The sequence below is a fragment of the Modestobacter sp. URMC 112 genome (assembly GCF_053502575.1).
The window spans coordinates 3,906,974-3,925,385 of sequence record NZ_CP199957.1 but is presented as its reverse complement, the minus strand read 5'-3'; the positions used below and the strand labels follow the sequence as shown (position 1 = coordinate 3,925,385).

The 18,412-nt window shown below is 74.0% G+C and carries 16 protein-coding genes; 12 read left to right on the top strand and 4 right to left on the bottom strand.

From position 1 onward, the window contains the following. Positions 1-101: 101 nt before the first annotated feature. The 4 genes from ACWIX6_RS18635 to ACWIX6_RS18620 all read left to right on the top strand — a co-directional run bounded on the left by ACWIX6_RS18635 (position 102) and on the right by ACWIX6_RS18620 (position 3,403). Complete coding sequence (locus tag ACWIX6_RS18635) at positions 102-971, top strand: AraC family transcriptional regulator (RefSeq protein ID WP_448613926.1); 870 nt, start codon at positions 102-104, stop codon at positions 969-971. 31 nt (positions 972-1,002) lie between these two features. After that, positions 1,003-1,245 (top strand): hypothetical protein, encoded by a 243-nt coding sequence (locus ACWIX6_RS18630; RefSeq protein ID WP_448613925.1) that lies wholly within the window; start codon positions 1,003-1,005, stop codon positions 1,243-1,245. Between the two features lie 97 nt (positions 1,246-1,342). Beyond that, a complete protein-coding gene (locus tag ACWIX6_RS18625; RefSeq protein WP_448613924.1) occupies positions 1,343-1,804 on the top strand; it encodes a hypothetical protein in 462 nt (153 codons plus the stop codon). Between the two features lie 210 nt (positions 1,805-2,014). Further along, on the top strand, positions 2,015-3,403 hold the full coding sequence (locus tag ACWIX6_RS18620; RefSeq protein ID WP_448613923.1) for a C40 family peptidase: 1,389 nt from the start codon (positions 2,015-2,017) through the stop codon (positions 3,401-3,403). 27 nt (positions 3,404-3,430) lie between these two features. Here ACWIX6_RS18620 and ACWIX6_RS18615 read toward each other — a convergent pair whose 3' ends face one another. Continuing rightward, positions 3,431-4,156: a DUF4230 domain-containing protein gene (locus ACWIX6_RS18615; RefSeq protein ID WP_448613922.1), complete on the bottom strand. Its 726-nt coding sequence runs from the start codon at positions 4,154-4,156 to the stop codon at positions 3,431-3,433. Between the two features lie 119 nt (positions 4,157-4,275). Here ACWIX6_RS18615 and ACWIX6_RS18610 point away from each other — a divergent pair, with 119 nt between their 5' ends. The 8 genes from ACWIX6_RS18610 (at position 4,276) to ACWIX6_RS18575 (ending at position 14,196) form a co-directional block, all read left to right on the top strand. After that, entirely contained in the window at positions 4,276-5,688 is a 1,413-nt protein-coding gene (locus ACWIX6_RS18610) for an amidase family protein (RefSeq protein WP_448613921.1), read from the top strand. Continuing rightward, positions 5,688-6,305: a TetR/AcrR family transcriptional regulator gene (locus tag ACWIX6_RS18605; protein ID WP_448613920.1), complete on the top strand. Its 618-nt coding sequence runs from the start codon at positions 5,688-5,690 to the stop codon at positions 6,303-6,305. Before ACWIX6_RS18610 ends, ACWIX6_RS18605 begins: the two co-directional genes overlap by 1 nt. An 82-nt stretch (positions 6,306-6,387) precedes the next feature. Beyond that, on the top strand, positions 6,388-8,736 hold the full coding sequence (locus ACWIX6_RS18600; RefSeq protein ID WP_448613919.1) for a hypothetical protein: 2,349 nt from the start codon (positions 6,388-6,390) through the stop codon (positions 8,734-8,736). Positions 8,737-8,825: 89 nt separating this feature from the next. Beyond that, on the top strand, positions 8,826-9,533 hold the full coding sequence (locus ACWIX6_RS18595; RefSeq protein ID WP_448617009.1) for a neutral zinc metallopeptidase: 708 nt from the start codon (positions 8,826-8,828) through the stop codon (positions 9,531-9,533). 302 nt (positions 9,534-9,835) lie between these two features. Beyond that, on the top strand, positions 9,836-10,282 hold the full coding sequence (locus ACWIX6_RS18590) for a hypothetical protein (RefSeq protein WP_448613918.1): 447 nt from the start codon (positions 9,836-9,838) through the stop codon (positions 10,280-10,282). Beyond that, complete coding sequence (locus ACWIX6_RS18585) at positions 10,282-12,708, top strand: N,N-dimethylformamidase beta subunit family domain-containing protein (protein WP_448613917.1); 2,427 nt, start codon at positions 10,282-10,284, stop codon at positions 12,706-12,708. The genes ACWIX6_RS18590 and ACWIX6_RS18585 overlap by 1 nt, the downstream gene beginning before the upstream one ends. Beyond that, positions 12,705-13,583, top strand: a complete 879-nt coding sequence (locus tag ACWIX6_RS18580; RefSeq protein ID WP_448613916.1) for a hypothetical protein — start codon at positions 12,705-12,707, stop codon at positions 13,581-13,583. Before ACWIX6_RS18585 ends, ACWIX6_RS18580 begins: the two co-directional genes overlap by 4 nt. Continuing rightward, positions 13,576-14,196 carry a hypothetical protein gene (locus ACWIX6_RS18575; protein ID WP_448613915.1) on the top strand — a complete coding sequence of 207 codons (621 nt, stop codon included), beginning with the start codon at positions 13,576-13,578 and terminating at the stop codon, positions 14,194-14,196. Before ACWIX6_RS18580 ends, ACWIX6_RS18575 begins: the two co-directional genes overlap by 8 nt. A 55-nt stretch (positions 14,197-14,251) precedes the next feature. Here the strand turns inward: ACWIX6_RS18575 and ACWIX6_RS18570 are convergent, their stop codons facing one another. From ACWIX6_RS18570 to ACWIX6_RS18560, 3 genes are read right to left on the bottom strand one after another with little or no spacing between them, the layout of a single operon-like run. Beyond that, on the bottom strand, positions 14,252-16,345 hold the full coding sequence (locus ACWIX6_RS18570; RefSeq protein WP_448613914.1) for a dipeptide ABC transporter ATP-binding protein: 2,094 nt from the start codon (positions 16,343-16,345) through the stop codon (positions 14,252-14,254). Beyond that, positions 16,342-17,394, bottom strand: a complete 1,053-nt coding sequence (locus ACWIX6_RS18565; protein ID WP_448613913.1) for an ABC transporter permease — start codon at positions 17,392-17,394, stop codon at positions 16,342-16,344. The genes ACWIX6_RS18570 and ACWIX6_RS18565 overlap by 4 nt, the downstream gene beginning before the upstream one ends. Positions 17,395-17,440: 46 nt before the next feature. Continuing rightward, positions 17,441-18,367, bottom strand: coding sequence for an ABC transporter permease (locus tag ACWIX6_RS18560; protein ID WP_448613912.1), 927 nt, complete (start codon positions 18,365-18,367; stop codon positions 17,441-17,443). Positions 18,368-18,412 lie beyond the last annotated feature (45 nt).

Here is an 18,412-nt window from a genome sequence, read left to right as displayed (position 1 = left end):
TGGACGTGGGGGACAAGGTCGGTTCCCCGGGCAGGAGTGGACTTCCTTCCGGTCCGCCGCCCTGGGTGCCGTCCGGGAGCCGGTACGACGGGGAGGCCCCGGTGCGCGCCTTCCGCCGGGTGGCCGGCGCACCCGCCATCTCGGTGGCCCGGCTCGGCGGGCACGACCACGCGCCGGGGGTCCCCGGCGCCAGGCCGCACGCCCACGACTTCCTCGTGCTGGTCTTCGCCGACCGTGGTGGCGGGGCGGTGCGCGTCGGCGACCGGTCCTGGCCGGTGCGCACCGGCGACGCGTTCGTGATCGCGCCGGGGGAGGTGGTCGGCCCGGAGTGGACCGGGGACGCCGCCGGTGCGACCGCCTGGTCGGTGGCCTTCCCGGCCGACGTCGTCGACGTGCGGGCCGGCAGCGGGGCGCTGTCCTGGCGGGCGCACCCGCTGCTGTTCCCCTTCCTGGGCGCGGCCGCCGGCGCGGCGCAGCGGCTGCCCGTGCCCGAGGGGCAGTGGGAGCGGTGGTCCCAGCGGTTCACCGACCTGGACCGGGAGCTCGCGCAGCGGGGCGACGGTTCTGCCGAGGCCGCGCACGCGCTGCTCACCCTGCTGCTGGTGGACCTGTCCCGGCTGGCCGGGGACGTCGGCGCGCACCTGCGGCTCCGGGACGAGCCGCTGCTGGCCGCGGTGTTCGACGTGGTGGAGCAACGGTTCCGCGAGCCGATCTCGCTGCGCGACGTGGCCGACGCCGTCGGCCTGTCCGCGGGCCACCTGACGACGGTCGTCGGCCGCCGGACGGGGCGGACCGTGCAGCAGTGGATCACGGAGCGGCGGATGACCGAGGCCAGGCGGCTGCTGGCCGGCACCGACCTCACGGTCGCGGCCATCGCCGGCCGGGTCGGCTACCGGGACGCGGGGTACTTCATCCGCCGGTTCCGCGCCGCCCACGGCAGCGCGCCGCAGGAGTGGCGCCGGGCCGGGTGAGCCGCCGGCGCGAGCCCACTAGCGTCCCGACATGGACATCACCACGGTCAACGACCGGCACCTCTACCAGGCCTCGGTGACGATCGTCGACGACGGCCACCCGTCGGGTCAGGTGGAGCTCCCGCACCGGATCGTGCGGTTCGGCCCGCCCGGCTGGCTGACCGTCACCACCGGGACGGCGGAGGACGGCCTCATCGAGCTGTACCCCCTGCACCGGGTGCTGCGGGTGGACGAGCTGGAGGAGCTCTCCCCGGGCGGGGGCGTGCACGACTGACCCGCCGCGCGACCGGGAGGAAAACCGGTTGCCCGTGCCCTCGGGTCCTCGCCACCCTCGGTGGACCGTCCTGCCGACCAACCAGGGGGAGTCCACCGTGAACCTGTCCCGTCCTGCGCTCGTGGCGTTCGTGAGCACCGCCGGCATCTGCATGTCCGCGGCACCGGCCGTCGCGGAGGAGTACTCCGACGCAACGACCTACGCGACCGGCCTGAGCGTGGAGCGGATCGGCACCGTCGACGAGCACGGCGGGGCGAGGATCGACCTGACCGTGCAGTGCGCCGAGGAAGGGACCGTCTCCGGCGTGCTCGTGACGGTGGAGCAGCGGCACCGCGGACAGGTGACCCAGGGGTTCACCGACTGGTACGCCACGCCGATCCCCTGCTCCCCGGAGGGGACCGAGTACACCCTCGGCCTCGAGGTCTTCGGTGACGTCTACTTCCGTCCCGGTACCGCGGTCGTCACCGAGGCGACGGTCGACGGGGTCGACGAGAACGGCGACGGCGTCTCGACCGACTTCCCCACCGGACAGCGGATCCTGCTGCGCTCCAGCCGCTGACCGGACCGCCGGCAGCCCGGGCGGACGACGGTGTCCGCCCCGGCTGCCGGGCGTCGTGGACGCACCGTGGCGGCTCCGACACCGAGCGGGGTGCGGAGCCGGGGACGGTTGGACCCCCCAGGTTCGGGGGACGGGTGGGGTCTTCCGCCCGGTCGTCCCCGGCTGCCACCGTGTGCGTCCACGACAGGTGCGGTGCGAGCGGGGGGTGCAGTGAGGGCTGGAGGGAGCGCGGCCGGCGTCCGGCTGGCCGCGCTGACCGCCGCGGTCGCCGTCTGCCTGGTCGCCGGCGCGCAGGTCGCCGCGGCCGAGCCGCCGCCCACCGACCCCGCCGCCCCCACCGCTGCCCCCACGGAGACCGCCGCCCCTGCCGCGCCGGCCGACCCCGCCGCCCCGACCGCCGCCGCGGTCCCGGCCGACCCCGCGGTCCCGACCGGCGCCGGCCCCGAGCCGGTCGACCCGGACGCGCCCACCGCGGAGGAGATCGACGCCGCCACGGCGGCCGCGGACGACGTCGTCCGGCAGCTGGCCGGGCTCGCCGACGAGCTCGCCCGTGTCCAGGCCGAGGCGGACGCCGCGCACGCCGCAGCGGCGATCGCGATGGACACCTACCAGTCGCAGCAGGCCGAGTACGAGGCCGCGCAGGCGGCGGCCGACTCGGCCCGGACCGTGCTGGCAGAGGCCGAGGCGGACCTGGCCGCCGCCCACGAGGAGCTGGTCGCCTTCGCCCGGGCCGGTTACATCCAGGGCACGACGTCGCCCGGGCTCCAGGCGATGCTGAGCTCCGACGACCCGGCGCAGCTGATCGAGCGGGCCGTCCTCCTCGAGCACGCCGGTGGGGAGAAGGCGGACGTGCTGGTCCGGTTCACGGTGGCCGAGCACGTCGCGGAGAGCGCGGCAGATGCCGCCGAGCAGACCCTGGACCGGGCCGCCGTCCTGCACCAGCGCGCGGCAGAGGCGCTGGCCGCCGCCGAGGAGGTGGAGGCCGACACCCGGCGGCAGGTGTCGGCCGTCGAGGCCGCGCGCACCGAGGTGCTCGCCGAGCTGGCGCGGGTGCAGCAGGACCTGACCGACCTGCTGGGCGCGCGGGACGCGGCGCTGGTGTACGAGCAGCAGCTGGCCGGGATCGAGGGGCTGTCCGACGCGGGTGAGGTGGGCCTGCCGCTGGGCGAGGTCGCCGGCCCCGGTGCGCCCGCCGCCGTCGTGGCGGCCATCGACGCCGCGCTGCGGACGGTCGGCACGCCGTACGCCTGGGGTGGCGGGACGCTGACCGGCCCGGGCCCGGGCTTCGGCGTCGACGAGGGGGTCGTCGGCTTCGACTGCTCGGGGCTGACCCGGTTCGCCTACGCGAAGGCCGGCGTGGGGATCGCCCGCAACAGCCGGGCCCAGTACGCGACGCTGCCCAAGGTGGCCCGGGGTGACCTGCGGCCCGGCGACCTGGTCTTCTGGGCCAACGACGTGACCCAGCCCTCCACGATCCACCACGTGGCGCTGTACCTGGGCAACGGCCGGATCATCGAGGCCCCGCACAGCGGCGCGCAGGTCCGGGTGCGGTCGATGTACTGGTCGGGCTACATCGGCGCCGCCCGCCCGAGCGCCTGAGGGTCGCCGCGTCGGTGCGCCTCCGGGTCAGCCGGCCTCGCCGGGTGCCGGCGCGAAGGTGACGGTCACCTGCTCGAAGCCCATCGAGCGGGCCAGGGCGGTCAGCATGTCGCGGGTGTTGTCCTCGGCCCGGACGAGCAGGTCGCTCTCCGCGGCTGCGCCCTCCAGCCGCTGCTCGGCCAGGACGTAGAACTCGCCCTCGCTGGTCGGGTTCTCCTCGAACACGCCGCCGATCCGCTCCACGAGCCCGCGGTCACGGTCCAGGACCCGGCTGTTGTCCGGGTCGACGGTGGCCTCGCCCAGCTGCGGCGCCGGCAGCGCGATGGTCACCGAACGCCGGTCCTCCGACATCTCGACCCCCTCGGCGCCCAGGTCGGCGAAGTCGACGTACGCGTCGACCGAGCCGGTGGCGAGGAAGCTGGTCCGCTCACCGCTGATCACCGAGGGGACGTACGGCGTGTCCCGCTCCTGGTCGATGACGACCTGGAACGTGCCGGTCGCGGCGTGGTACTCCTCGAGGTCGGCCAGCGCGAGCATCAGCGGCGGGGTGCTGTGGTCGACGACCTCCTGCGCCAGCGGGTTGCCCCAGTCGGGGAGCAGGTCGAAGGCCCGGTCGGCGAGCGGGAGCGCGACGGCCAGGCCGATGCCGGCCGCGGCCACCCGCATGAGGCGGCGACGCCGGGCGGGGCGCCGTCCCGATCGCTCCGTCGCGGTCGGCTGGGTGTCGGGCCGGTCCTGCAGCAGGCTGCGCATGTCCGAGCGACCTCCGGTGCGTGGGGGCGGTAGTGGTGTGAACCACCCGAGGACGGCGGTCATTCCGACCGCGCCGAGGTCCCTGGACAAAAGCGACTGACTCGTTCACGATTGCGTGCATGCTGATCCCGGACAGCGACTACTGCAGGTGGGACGCCGTGGAGATGGCCCGGCTGGTGCGGGAGGGGGAGGTGACCCCGGCCGACCTGGCCGAGACCGCGCGGACCCTCGCCGAGCGGCTGTCCGCGCTCAACGCGGTCGCCGACTGGGTGCCCGAAGTCCGGCCGGCCCCGCCGGCCGACGGCCCGCTGGCCGGCGTGCCGTTCGCGGTCAAGGAGCTGCTGGCGGTCCCCGGCCTCCCCTGGGCCATGGGGTCGCGGCTGATGGCGGCCACCCCGGCGCCGGCGCTCTCCCCCTACGCCTCGCGGCTCGGGGACGCCGGGCTGACCGTGCTGTGCTCGACGACCAGTTCGGAGTTCGGCCTGCTGGGCAGCACCGAGTCGGCGCTGCGCGGTCGCACGCTCAACCCGTGGGGTGCGGGCCTGTCGGCGGGTGGCTCGTCCGGGGGGTCGGCCGCGCTGGTGGCCGCCGGGGTGCTGCCGATGGCGCACGGCAACGACGCCGGGGGGTCGCTGCGGGTGCCGGCGTCCCTCACCGGCCTGTTCGGCTTCAAGCCGTCCGCCCGGCGGTCCGTGCCGGCGGCGCCGGAGATGCCAGGTCTGCCCGCGCTGGTCGTGGAGCACTGCATGAGCCGCAGCGTCCGCGACAGCGCGCACCTGCTGGCCGCCACCGAGCGCACCGGCCCGGACGCCGTCCACCCACCGGTCGGGCTGGTGACCGGTCCCGACCCGGCCCGGCTGCGGATCGGGGTGCTCGCCCGCACGCTGATCGGCCGGGACCCCGAGGACGCCGTCGCCCGCGAACTGCACCGCGCCGCCGCGCTGTGCGAGTCGCTGGGCCACTCCGTCGAGCTGGTCGACGACCCCGGGGTCGACGGCGCCGCGCTCAGCCGGGGCTTCTTCACCGCCGCCGCGCTGACCATGGTGCAGGTCGCGCAGATGGTCGCCCCCGCGCTGGGCCGCCCGCCGGGGCCCGATGAGCTGGAGCCGTTCACCCTCGAGCTGATCGAGTGGGCGGGCACCCTGGGCCCGGACGCTCCGGCGGAGAGCGAGGCGGCGCTCGCCGAGGCCGCCCGGGCGTACCTGCGGCTCTTCGAGCGCTGCGACGTCGTGCTCAGCCCGACCCTCGCCACGGTGTGCTGGCCGCTGGGCCACCTGTCGCCGGCCGCGGGCCGGGAGACGCTGATCCGGCGCACGGAGGAGGCGGTCGGCTACACGCCGGTGCACAACGCCGCCGGCTGCCCGGCCATGTCGGTCCCGCTCGGCCGGGCCGACGGGCTGCCGGTCGGGGTGCACGCCGCCGCACCGCCCGGAGCCGACCGGCGGCTGCTGGCGCTGGCCTACGAGCTGGAAGCGGCGGCGCCGTGGTCCGACGTCCGCCCGGACACCTCCTGGCTGGCCCGGCGCACCTGATGGCCCAGGTGCTCAAGCCGGCGGTCCGGGCCCGGATCCGGGAGGCGGCGCTGCGCTGCTTCGCCGACCAGGGCTACCCCGGGACGTCGATGGCCTCGATCGCCGCCGCCGCGGGGACGGCGCCGGCGAACGTGTACCGGTACTTCCCCTCCAAGGAGGCGCTGTTCGCCGACGTCGTGCCCGCGGAGCTGCCGCGCCGGCACGACGAGCTGCTGGACACCCGGATCGCGGCGCTGACGCAGGGGACCGGGGAGCGGTCGGCGGCGGCCGCGGAGCTGCTCGACTTCTGGCTCGACCACCGGCTGGCGGTCGGGGTGCTGCTGGACCGGGCCGAGGGCACGCCGTTCGCCGGCTACCCCGCCGCGTTCGTCCGGCGGCTGGTGGAGCACGCCGAGCGGGCGCTGCCCGGACCCCCGGCGCCCGCGCAGCGCGACGTCCTCGAGCTGGTGTTCGACAACACCCGCCGCGCGATCGCCCGCATCCTGGCCACCGCCCGGGACCGCGAGCACGCCGGTGCGCTGGTCACCGGGTTCTGGAGCTACCAGCTCCCCGGGCTGGACGGCCTGCTGGCCCACCTGGCGTCGTCCGCACCGGAGGGGCCCGTCCGGCTCCGCTGAGCACGCCGACGGGGGATGGACGCTGCGGACCCGCGGTGCCACGCTGCGTGACAGGTGCTGAGGGCCGCCTCGGAGGTGGGGGATGAGGCAGGACGACGGTCGACCCGGCGGACTCGGGGTCCTGCTGGTGCACGGCATGGGCAGCGCCGAGACCGGGGACACCCTGCGCAACATCGGCGGGCCGCTGCTGGACACCCTGCGCCGCGCCCCGGCGCGCGCCGCCGGCGTGCGGGTCGGGGAGCCGACGCGAGTGGAGCTGGACGGCGACGACGACCGGCCGGCGCACGTGACCTTCGAGGTCGGGCCGGAGGAGGGCCCGGGTGCGACGACGGCCTGGTGGATGGCGGAGTGCCACTGGGGGAACACCTTCCGCCCGCCGCCGTACCGCGACGTCGTCACCTGGCTCGTGCTGGTGCTGCCGTGGACGGTGATCGGGTACTTCCAGTCCAAGCGGCGGGAGCTGCAGCGCGGCGGGAACGCCCCGGGCAGGCGGGACAGGGTGCTGGCGGTCCTGGCCCTGCTCGGCGCCCTGGTGCTGGCCCCGCTGATGGCGGCCCTGCTGGTGGTGGTCCTGGTGCTGGCCGTGCCGCTGTCCCGGATCCCGGTCAAGGTGCTCAGCGCCCCGGCGAAGGGGCTGATCCGGGTGCTGTCGGCGTCGCTGGGCGACGTCTACGTGCTCAAGTCGAGGTCCTTCGACCGGTACGCGGTCGACCAGCGTCTGCAGCGTGACCTCGACTTCCTGCTCGAGCGGTGCAGCCGGGTGGCGATCGTGGCGCACTCGGCGGGGTCCTACCTCACCCACTGCCTGCTGAACCGGACCGAGCCCGGAGCCGCCCCCGCCCCGGACCGGGTGCCGCTGCTGGTGACCTACGGCCAGGCCGTGTGGCGGGTCCACGCGGTGCAGAACCTGGAGAAGGGGGGCGCGAGGAGGAAGTGGGCCGTCGGCGCCAGCACCGTGGCGCTGGTCCTCGGCGCGCTCGCCGTCGGCCTGGCGCTGGCCGACCTGCCGTGGCAGGCGACCGTCGGCTGCGCCCTCGCCGCGTTCGCGCTCTGCGTCGCGGCCTTCTGGCTGGTGCACTGTGCCTCACGGGTGGCCGAGAGCAGCACCGGGCTGGGCCTGGCGAACCCGCCGCGCTGGCGGGACTACGTCGCCTCCACCGACCCGGTGCCCAACGGGCTGATGCCACCGGGGTTGGTCACCGAGGACGGCCGGGACCGGCCGCGCAGCTACGAGGGCGTCCGCATCCACAACGGCCGGTCGGTGGTCAGCGATCACAACAGCTACGACTCGAACCCCGACGTCTTCTTCGACGGTGTGGCGCGGGACCTGCTCTGGGCCGCCGGCCACCCGGCCCGCTCCGACGAGCGGACGCTCGAGGACCTGGACGGCACCTGGGCCCGGCGGAGGACGCGCACCCGCTGGCTGAGCACCGCGCGGGTGACCTACCTGGCGTGCGCGGGCTGGCTGCTGGTGGTGTCCGGCTGGTCGGACGGGCCCATGGCGCTGGACGTGTCGACGGCCATGCGGTTCGGCACGTGGCTGGTCGACAAGCTGCCGGCGTCCTGGACCAAGTCGCTGTTCGGGATCTCGGAGTCGGCGACCGACACCAGCACCAGGGCGAAGCTGGTCGGCCTCGCGGTGCTGACGCTGCTGCTCCTGCTGCTCTACTCGGGGCTGCGGGCGGTCTGGAGCTCGTGGGACCGGCGGGCGGCAGCGGCTGCCCTCGACCGGGTCCCCGGGGCGGTGCCGGCCGGCGACGGGAGCCCGCGGGTGCTCTTCGTCGTCGGCTGGCTGCTCTCGCTGGTGCTGCTCGTCGGGCTCAGCTGCTGGTACCACTTCGACGTGCCACCGGGGCTCCCGCGGGTCGTCTGGGAGGGCCGGCGGATGCCCGACCCGGCCTTCGTGCCGTCGGTCGTCGTCCTGGCGCTGTGCTGCCTGGGAGCTGCCGCCTACACCCTGTCGCCGGCGCGGGCGGAGCGGGACAGGAAGGACAACGGGAGCTGGGACCCCGGACGCGTCAACGACGCCTCGCCGCCGCCACCCCTCGTCCCCGCGGTACCGGACCCCGCAGGCTGGGCGGCGCGGCTCACCCTGCCCGACGCCTGGCGGGAGCAGCTCACCGACGTCGAGAGCCGACTGACCGGCGTGGTGCAGGACGGCGCCCGGGTGTGCCTGGAGAGCCGGTGGGAGGGGACGCCGACCGCGCCGGTGCGGGTGACGTCCGGCGCGCACCCGCCGGTGCTCAGCGGCTGCCGGCTGGTGCTCCGGGTGGCCCAGGTCCTCGAGCTGCAGGACGGCGAGTTCGTCACCGTGGCGCACTACGTGGACGGCGTCCTGCACCCGGCCCCGGCCGCCCTCCCGAGCACGGGCAACGGTGCCGCGCCGCACGGGGCCGGCCGCTGGACGGCTCGCACCCGGCGGACCTCCTGACGGAGTGGTTGCTCCCAGCCGACCCACAGCAATAGCCTCGTTGCCACGCTCGGCGACCAACGAGCCGAGCCCGGCCTCCCGGGGTGGCGATGCGGGTCATCGGCAGGATCGGTTCGTCCGCGGCTGCGCTGCTGGCAGCGCTGCTGATGGCCGTCATGAGCGCCACCCCGGCCCAGGCGATCAAGCCGGACGACGTCTCGGACACGATGTACGACTTCCAGACGTACTGGTTCGCCGACGTGGCGGAGTGGTGGAACTCGGTGGGTGTGGACTCGGCTGCCCACTCCCTGTTCCCGGCGACCGGCGAGGGGTTCACGACCGCGTGCGGCAGCGGCCCGGACGACGCCGCCGCCTTCTACTGCCCGCCGGACGACACCGTGGTCCTCTCCCAGGCGTTGGCGACCCGCATCTGGGAGGGCACCGTCGACCTGACCGGACAGTTCGGCGGGGAGGCCGCCGGTGACATGGGCGTGGTGTACGCGCTGGCGCACGAGTACGCGCACAACGTGCAGCACGAGCAGGGCATCCTCGACGCCGGGCACACCCTGATCGCCGTCGAGCTGCACGCCGACTGCTGGGCGGGGGTGTACTCCCGCGCCAAGGAGGACGCCGGGCAGCTGGACGCCACCGACATCGACGAGGCGATCACCACCGCGGCCCGGGTCGGGGACTACGACTCCGCCGACCCGACCCACCACGGCACCCCGGAGCAGCGGGTGGCGGCCTTCGAGCACGGCTTCGCCGCCGGTGACCCGCTGTCGTGCGACGCGGTGCTCTACGGGGACCACACCGGCTGACGCGCGCCGGTCGTCACCGGACCCGCAGAACCGCCGGGGGAAGACCCGTCACGGTCGGTAGTGGGACGGGTATCGGTGCGGTGGGTAGGCCGAACACCGCCACCGGCCAGTTCTCCGTCGAACGCCATGGCACCGCTCCGTCGACGGGCTGGAGCCGGACGGGAAAGGCGTCCGAACCTCGTGACACTGCGGTGACCTGAGGAGCATGCTGAGGCCCCCGCGAGGCGGATGAGACCGGTGGTCAGCGGTGCTGCCCTGGGCGCCCGGCGGGACCGTGACGCGCCGTCCCGTGAGGAGCGCAGATGTACCGGATCCCCGGCCAGGCAGAGGTCCGTGAGCGGATGCTCGAGGCCGTCCGCGCGAGTGTCGAGATGCTGAAGGGCGTGGCCGGGTTCTCCGTCGTGCGCACGGAGAGCCCGGGCAGTGCGATCGGTCCGCACGGCGGCATCCAGGAGGACATGCAGCTGGACAAGGTGCTCATCCGGATGCGGGCGTCCCGGCCGGACTCCTACGGCGGCAAGCTCATCATCATCTGCACGAAGCCTGAGCAGGAGTGGCGGATCGCCCGGCTCTCCGGGGTCCGTGGGATGGCACCGACGTTCGTCGGCGACCAGGTCTTCACCGACGAGCAGGAGGCGCAGGCGGAGATCTTCCGGATGCGCCTCGAGCAGTACCCGGAGGAGGACGGCATGCCGGAGCACTTCACTCCCGCCTGGAAGAGCCCGGGCGGGGAGAACTGGACGCCGTGATGACGTCGGCACAGCTGGACGGCGCGGCGTGGATGCGCCTGACCGGCTACAGCGACAAGTGGACGGTGGAACAGGGCGACACCGTCAGCTTCTACGTGAACTGCGACGGGCCGGCCGAGTACCGCTCACAGCTGGTGCGCCTGGTCCACGGTGACACGAACCCGGCCGGCCCCGGCGTGAAGGAGCCGGCGGTCGAGTCGGCCGTGGACGGCACGCACCCCGGGCGGGCCCAGCGGATCCACAGCGGGTCGTACGCACTGGTGGCCGACCGGCGGCCACTGAGGGTGGACAGCCTGACGCTGCAGTGCTGGATCTGGCCGACGATGCCGACCAAGGTCGACGGCTACTGGAAACCGGGACCGCAGGCCATCGTCGCGAAGTGGCGGGACGGGCGCGGTTACGGGCTCTTCCTGGACGAGGACGGGCGGATCTGCCTGCGCATCAACGACCAGACGCTGACGGCGGAGAACCCCGTGCGGGACCGCGCCTGGCACTTCGTGGCGGCGACGTTCGACGCCGGGACCGGTCACGCGACCCTGCACCACGAGCCGCAGCTGAACTACGCGCTCGACCCCCGCACTCGACCGGTCGAGGCGACCTTCCCGGGCAGGATCGAGCACGACGCCGTCCCGCTCGTCGTCGCCGGCCGCGCCGATCGCGAGGACGCAGGCGTGGGCGGCCGCTCGCACCAGCCGCAGGGCTGGATCGTCGGCGACCTCTACAACGGCAAGATCGACGGGCCCCGGCTGTGCAACAGGGCGCTGTCCCGGCTCGAGATCGAGATGATGAAGCTCGGTGCCGCCCCCGGGCTCGACGAGCGGCGTGGACCCGGCCCGACCGGGGACCTGTCCACCGCCCTCGTCGCCGCCTGGGACTTCTCCGAGGACATCCCCAGCCGCCGGATCGTGGACCGCGGTCCGTACCACCTGGACGGCGAGCTGGTCGGCCTGCCCGCCCGGGGCATGACGGGGCACAACTGGGCCGGCTCCGAGACCGACTGGCGGCACGCCCCGGCGCAGTACGGCGCCATCCACTTCCACGACGACGACGTGGACGACGCCCGGTGGGACGTGGACTTCACCCTCGAGGTGCCCCGCGACCTGCCCAGCGCGGTGTACGCCATGAAGCTGACCACCGACGCCGGCGACGAGGACTACATCCCCTTCGTCGTCCGGCCGCCGCTGGGGGAGTACCAGGCCAAGATCGCCGTCATCATGTCCACCACGGACTACATGGCGTACGCCAACGAGCACCTGGCGACGAACGCGGGAGCCGCCGAGCTGCTCGTCTACCGCACCCCGATCCTGCAGCCGCAGAACCTCTTCCTCACCGAGCACCGCGAGTACGGCAACTCGCAGTACGACACCCACGACGACCTCAGCGGGGTGCACATCTCCTCCCGGCTGCGCCCGATCCTCAACTTCCGGCCGAAGTACGACAGCTGGCTCACCCAGGCCCCGTGGCAGTTCAACGCCGACCTGCACCTCATCGACTGGCTCGTCGAGATGGGTTACGAGTTCGACGTCATCACCGACGAGGACATCAGCTACGACGGCCTGGAGCGCATCGAGGGCTACAACGTGCTGCTCACCGGCAGCCACCCGGAGCACAAGGACGGGCACTACCTCGACGCCGTCCACGCCTACAAGGAGCGCGGCGGGCGGTTCATGTACATGGGCGCCGACGGCTTCTACTGGCGGCACACCTTCCACCCCGCCTACCCGCGTGGCGCGGTGACCGAGCTCCGGCGCGCCGAGTCCGGGATCCGGCCGTGGCGGGCCGATCCGGGGGAGTACCACCACCAGAGCGACGGGCTGCTGGGCGGCATGTGGCGGTTCGTCGGACGGCAGCTGCACGCCGTCGCGGGCACCGGGATGGCCGCGCAGGGCTTCGACATCTCCACCTACTACAAGCGCACGGAGGAGAGCAACGACCCGCGGGTCAGCTGGGCCTTCGAGGGCGTCGACTACACCGAGCGGCTCGGCGACTTCGGGCTCGTGGGCGGCGGCGCGGCCGGGGCCGAGGTGGACACGGTGGACACCACGCTGGGCTCACCTCCGCACACCCTGCTCGTGGCCACGTCGGCCGGGCTGCACACCGACGCCTACCTGCTCGTCACCGAGCTGTTCGGGATCAACGAGGCGGGCCAGAGCGGCACCCAGCACCCGCGCGTACGGGCGGACATGGCGTACCACGAGCTGCCCAACGGCGGTGCGGCGTTCGCGTTCAGCTCGATCGCCTACTGCGGCGCCCTGTCGCACAACGGCTACCAGAACAACATCTCCCGGATCACGGCCAACGTGCTGGACCGGTTCATGCAGGACGGGCCGCTCCCGTCGCCGGACGGGGACGACGTCGTCGCTCGTGGCCGGCTGGAGTCCGACCCCGAGCTGAACTACCCCGGCGCCGCCGCGGACCGGGGATGACCCGGCCCGCCCCCGTACGGGACGGCGCCGGCCTGCGCCCCGTCGTCCTGTCGCGGCGGCGACCGCGGGCCGAGGCCGAGGACTGGACCGGGCGTTGGGTCTGCGTCGGGTTCGCCGACCAGCTCGCGCACGCCGGGGACGTGCTGCCCGCCACCGTGAGCGGGCACGGGCTGCACGTCCGCCGGGCCGCGGACGGGACGCTGTCGGCAGCGTTCAACGCGCGGCCGTTCGGCGGCTGCATGTCCGTGCCGGTGCAGTGCACGGGCGCGCACAAGGTGCGGTGCCCGCACCTGGCCTGCGGCTTCAGCGAGGACCCCGGCGTCCTCGGCGACCACGACGACCCGGACCGGACGGCGCGGCGCCAGTTCGTGGGCACCGATTCCGCCCGGCTCGTCCCGGTGCCGCTCACCCGGTGGGGACCACTGCTGTTCGTGCACGTCAGCACGGTCCCGGCGCCGCCGCTGGAGGAGTCGCTGTCGCCGCTGGGCACTGCTGTGCCGGACGACCTCCGGGCGACCGCTGTCGCCGAGCACGAGCTCCCGCTCGGCTGGAGGAGCGGTCCGCGGGCCGCGGTGGCGACCCTGGCGACCCGAGTCGGTGCGGGGACGTTGCGTGAGCAGGAGGCCGGCGGGGTCTGCACCCTCACCGCCCCGGACGGGGCCACGCCCCTCACCTGCCACCTCGTGTGGCCGCACCTGCTGCTCGCCCGGCAGCCCGGCCGGCTGACGGCCGCGCTGTTCCGGCCGGTCGGGGCGGACCGGTGCTCGGTGCTGAGCGCGGTGCTCCGGCCCGCCGACAGCCGGACCCGTGAGCGGGACGATGACCGGGACGCGCAGTCCTGGCGCGAGGTCCTGGTGGACGCGGCCGGTGGCTGAACCGGGGGCGGGGGAGCGCTGCCGGGTGCCGGACGCGGTCCTCGACCTGGTCTGCGACGAGGTCGTCGCGACGGTCGGCGTCCCGGACAGCGTGCTGGAGCTGTGGTCGGAGCGAGGGCAGATGTTGCCCCGGGTCCTGGGGGTGCTGCGGCCGGGACGCGCTCAGGCGCTGGTCAGCAGCCCGGAGGCGGTGCCGGCCGAGTTGGCCTCCGTCGCGGGCCTGCGGCTCGGCGTGATGCAGGACGACCCCGAGCCGGCGCAGGTGGTGCTGGGCGTGCCCCCCTGGCGCTGGGCGCCGAGCCCGGTGACGCTGTCCACCCGCGACGGGCCGGTCCAGCTGTGCGACGACCCCGCGCACGTGGCGCTGCTGCGCGCCTGCCTGGCCATGCCGCAGGACGGTCTCGCCGTGACCATCGTCGGCCTGGGGTTCCTGGCGCGCCGAGGTGGCGCGACGGTCGCGGCGAACCTCGGGCGCCTCGGCGTCCAGGTCACCCGGGTCGTCGCCCTCGACCGTGGCCTGTTCCGCCCGGCATCGGGGCCGGGCCGGGTGCTCGTCGCCCTCCGCCGGGAGCCGTCGCCCGCCGGCGGCCCCGCCGTGGGATCCGCGCAGTGAGCCAGGCCCCGCGGGCCATCGACATCGTGACCGTCGGCTCGACACACTGGGGCAGTCACCGCCCGGCCGGCGCCCCGATGGTCAGCGGGTAGTGGCAGGCAACCGGATGAGTGCCCTCGCGGCGGACGAGCTTCGGTTCCTCGTTGGCGCACAGGTCCGTCGCCAGCGGGCAGCGGGTCCGGAACCGGCAGCCACTCGGCGGGTCGAGCGCCGACGCGATCTCACCGGTCAACCCGCTGGACTGCCGGTTCCGCTGCCGACCCGGGTCGGGAACGGGGACGGAGCTGATCAGACCGGCAGTGTAGGGGTGCCGGGGTGCGGAGTAGACGTCCTCGCTGGGCCCGAGCTCCACCAGCTTGCCCAGGTACATCACCCCGATCCGGTCGGCCAGGTACTTCAGCAGCGAGAGGTCGTGGGAGATCACCACGTAGGTGAGCGAGTACGCGACCTGCAGCGACCGCATCAGGTTGAGGATCTGCGCCTGGATGGACACGTCAAGGGCGGACACCGGCTCGTCGGCCACCACCACCTTGGGCCGCAGCACCAGGGCGCGGGCCATGGCGATGCGCTGGCGCTGCCCCCCGGAGAACTCGTGCGCCCGGCGGTCGGCCGCCGACCGCGGCAGGCCCACCGCGTCCAGCAGCTCCAGCACCTTGCCCCGGCGCTCGCCCCGGCTGCCGATGTGCTGGGCGGCCAGCGGCTCGGCGATCAGGTCGGCCACGTCCATCCGCGGGTCCAGCGCCGCCGAGGAGTCCTGGAACATCATCTGCAGGCCGCCGCGGCGGGTCCGCCACTCCGACCGCTTCAGCCGGCTGATGTCGTCACCACCCAGCCGGACGACGCCGCTGGTGGGCTCCTCGAGACCGACCAGCATCCGGCCGATCGTCGTCTTCCCGGAGCCGGACTCCCCGACGATCCCCAGCGTCTCGCCCTCCAGCACGTCCACCGTCACCCCGGAGACGGCGTGCAGCGTGCGGTGCGGCTTCAGGAACGCCGGGTTCTTGATCCGGTACAGCTTCTCGACGTCGTCGAGGGTGACCAGCGGTAGGCCGGATCCGCCGCGCGGGGTCACCTCCTCGTCGCTGAGCTCGATGAAGGCGTGCTCGGCGGTGGGGTCGGGGATCCCCGGGGGCCGCGGGTGGAAGCAGGCGTGCGCGTGGGCGGGGCCGACCTCGACCAGCTCGGGGTCCTTCGTGCGGCAGGTGTCGTCGGCGAATCGGCACCGCGGGGCGAACCGGCACATCGGGGGCAGGTCGATCAGCTGCGGGGGCATGCCCGCGATCGAGGCGAGGGCGTGCCCGGTGTTGAGCTCCAGCGTGGGCATCGACTCGAACAGCGCCTGCGTGTAGCGGTGCCGGGGGTCGGTGAACAGCGTGGTGGTGGGCGCCTCCTCGACGATCTGCCCGCCGTACATCACCGCGACCCGGTCGGCGTGGCCGGCGATGACCCCCAGGTCGTGGGTGACCAGGATGATGCCCATCCCCAGCCGGGTCTTCAGGTCGTCCAGCAGGTCGAGGATCTGCGCCTGGATGGACACGTCGAGGGCGGTCGTCGGCTCGTCGGCGATGAGCAGCCGGGGCTCGCACAGCAGCGCCATCGCGATCATCGCCCGCTGGCGCATCCCGCCGGACAGCTGGTGCGGGTAGTCGCGCAGCCGGTCCTTGGGCCGCGGCATCCGCACCAGCCCCAGCACCTCCTCGGCACGGGCCTCCGCTTCCGCCTTGGTCGCCGACTCGCGGTGGATCCGGTAGACCTCGCGCAGCTGGCTGCCGATCGTCCGGGTCGGGTTCAGCGACGTCATCGGGTCCTGGAACACCATGGCGATGTCGTCGCCGCGCAGCCGGCGCAGCTCGGTCGAGCTCAGCCCGCTCAGGTCGCGCCCGTCGAAGACGATCGAGCCCCCGACGATGGCGCCGCCCGGGGGCAGCAGCCGGAGGATCGACATGCCGGTCATCGTCTTGCCCGAGCCGGACTCACCGACCAGCCCGAGGGTCTCCCCGGCGCGCACCGACAGGCTCACCCGGTCGACCGGGCGCACCACGCCACGCGGCGTGGAGATCTCGACCTGCAGGTCGCGGATGCTGAGGACGACGTCCCCGGTGCCCACGTCGGCGCCGGCGTCGACCCCGATGCCCGCCGTCGTGCTCATGCCCGGCCCTCCCCGGTCGTGGTCTGGTCGGTGCCCAGGGGCGCACCGACCGGCACCTGACCGGTGGCCACGGCGTCGTGGCCGGTGAAGGACTCGGCGGTGAGCGAGGCCGGCTGCCCCTGCGCCACGGCCTCCGCGGCGGGCAGCGTGGTCTTCACCCCACCCAGGGCGCGGAACCGGGTGCGTGGGCGCCGGCCCCGGGCGTCCGCGAGGGTCATGACCCAGTCGCCGGCGTAGTTGGCGACCAGGATGGTCACCGTGATGGCCAGGCCGGGGAAGGTCGACAGCCACCACGCCGTCGACAGGCTGGTGGCCCCGGCGGCCAGGTCGCTGCCCCAGTCGGGTTCGGGCAGCTGGACGCCCAGGCCGAGGAAGCTCAGCGTGGTCGCCGTCAGCACCGCCCAGCCGACCGCGCTGCTGGCCATGACCACGACCTCGGTGACCAGGTTGGGCAGCAGGTGCGTGACGGCGGTGCGCCACCCGCTCGAGCCGAACAGGCGGGCGGCCTGCATGAACTCCACGGAGCGCAGCTTGCGGACCGAGGCCTCGACCACCCGGGCGAAGCCGGGGGTGTAGGCGACGCCGAGGGCCAGGATGATGCTGTTGACCCCGGCACCGATGCTGGCGATCAGGATGAGCGCCACCAGCAGCACCGGCAGGGCGAGCAGGACGTCGACCACGCGCATCACGACGACGCTGAGCCAGCGGGGTGCCGTGCCGCCGATGATGCCGATCGCCACACCGGCCACGGTGGCCAGCAGCACGCCACCCAGGCTGGCGGTGAGCACCGACTGGGAGCCGTGGACCACCCGGCTGAAGACGTCGCGACCGAGCTGGTCGGTGCCGAACAGGTGGTCGGCGCTGGGCCCCATGAGCACGTCGGGCCCGTTGAACAGCGGGTCGATCGAGGTGAACAGACCGGGGCGGAGCAGCAGCGCCGCGTAGCCGAGCAGCACCAGGGTCATCGCGACCGAGGTGGCCAGCTGGACCGTGCGGCCGGTCCTCCGGCGACGCGGCCGGGCCACGGCCCCCGTCAGCGTTGTGCTCATGACGGACTCCCTTGCCGGCGGACGGGTGGGTGCGCCGGGCCGGCGGTCACGCGGACGCCAGCCGGGTGCGCGGGTCGATGGCGCCGACGGCGAGGTCGACGATCAGGTTGATCAGGATGTAACCGATCCCGATCAGCACGATGGCTCCCTGCACGACCGGGATGTTCTTCGTGGTGATCGAGGTGGCGAGGAAGCTGCCGACCCCCGCCCGGCCGAAGATCACCTCGGTGACGGCGGCGCCGGTGAGGATGTTGCCGAACTGCAGGCCGATCATCGTCACCGCCGGGATCGACGAGTTGCGGAAGACGTGACCGAGCAGGACCCGGCGCTCGGAGCATCCCCGCGCGTTGGCCGACTTCACGTAGTCGCTGCGGTACTCCTCGATCACCCGGCCGCGCACCAGGCGGGTCAGGATCGCCGCATAGCCCCACCCGAGCGAGAGGGCGGGCAGGACGAGTGCGGTGAGACTGCCGTCGTCGATGGCCGGCGCCCAGTTCAGGTTGATGGAGAAGGCCAGCACCAGGAGAAGGGCGAGGAAGAAGTACGGGACGGCCACCCCGATGAAGGACACGGTGCGGGAGACCAGGTCGAGGGCGGACCCTGGCCGGATGCCGGCGACCAGGCCGAGCGGTACCCCGATGACGATGGCGATGGCCATGGCGGCGGCGGTGAGCTGCAGCGTGCTCGGGGTGCGGGAGAGCAGTTCGTCCGCCACGGGGTTGTTGGTGACGTAGGAGGTGCCCAGGTCGCCCTGCAGCAGGTTGCCCATGAACGTCAGGTACTGCTGCCAGAGCGGCTGGTCGAGGCCGAGCTGTGCGCGCAGGTCGGCGATCTGGTCGGGGCTGGCGTTGGACCCGAACAGGATCGCCTGGGCCGGGTCGCCCGGGACCATGTGGATCAGCAGGAAGGCCACCACCGTGATCCCCAGGACCACCGGTATGGACGCGGCCAGGCGGTGGAGGACGAAGCCCATGCGGTGCTTTGTACTCCTACCGGGCCCTGATTGTGATGGGCCTCT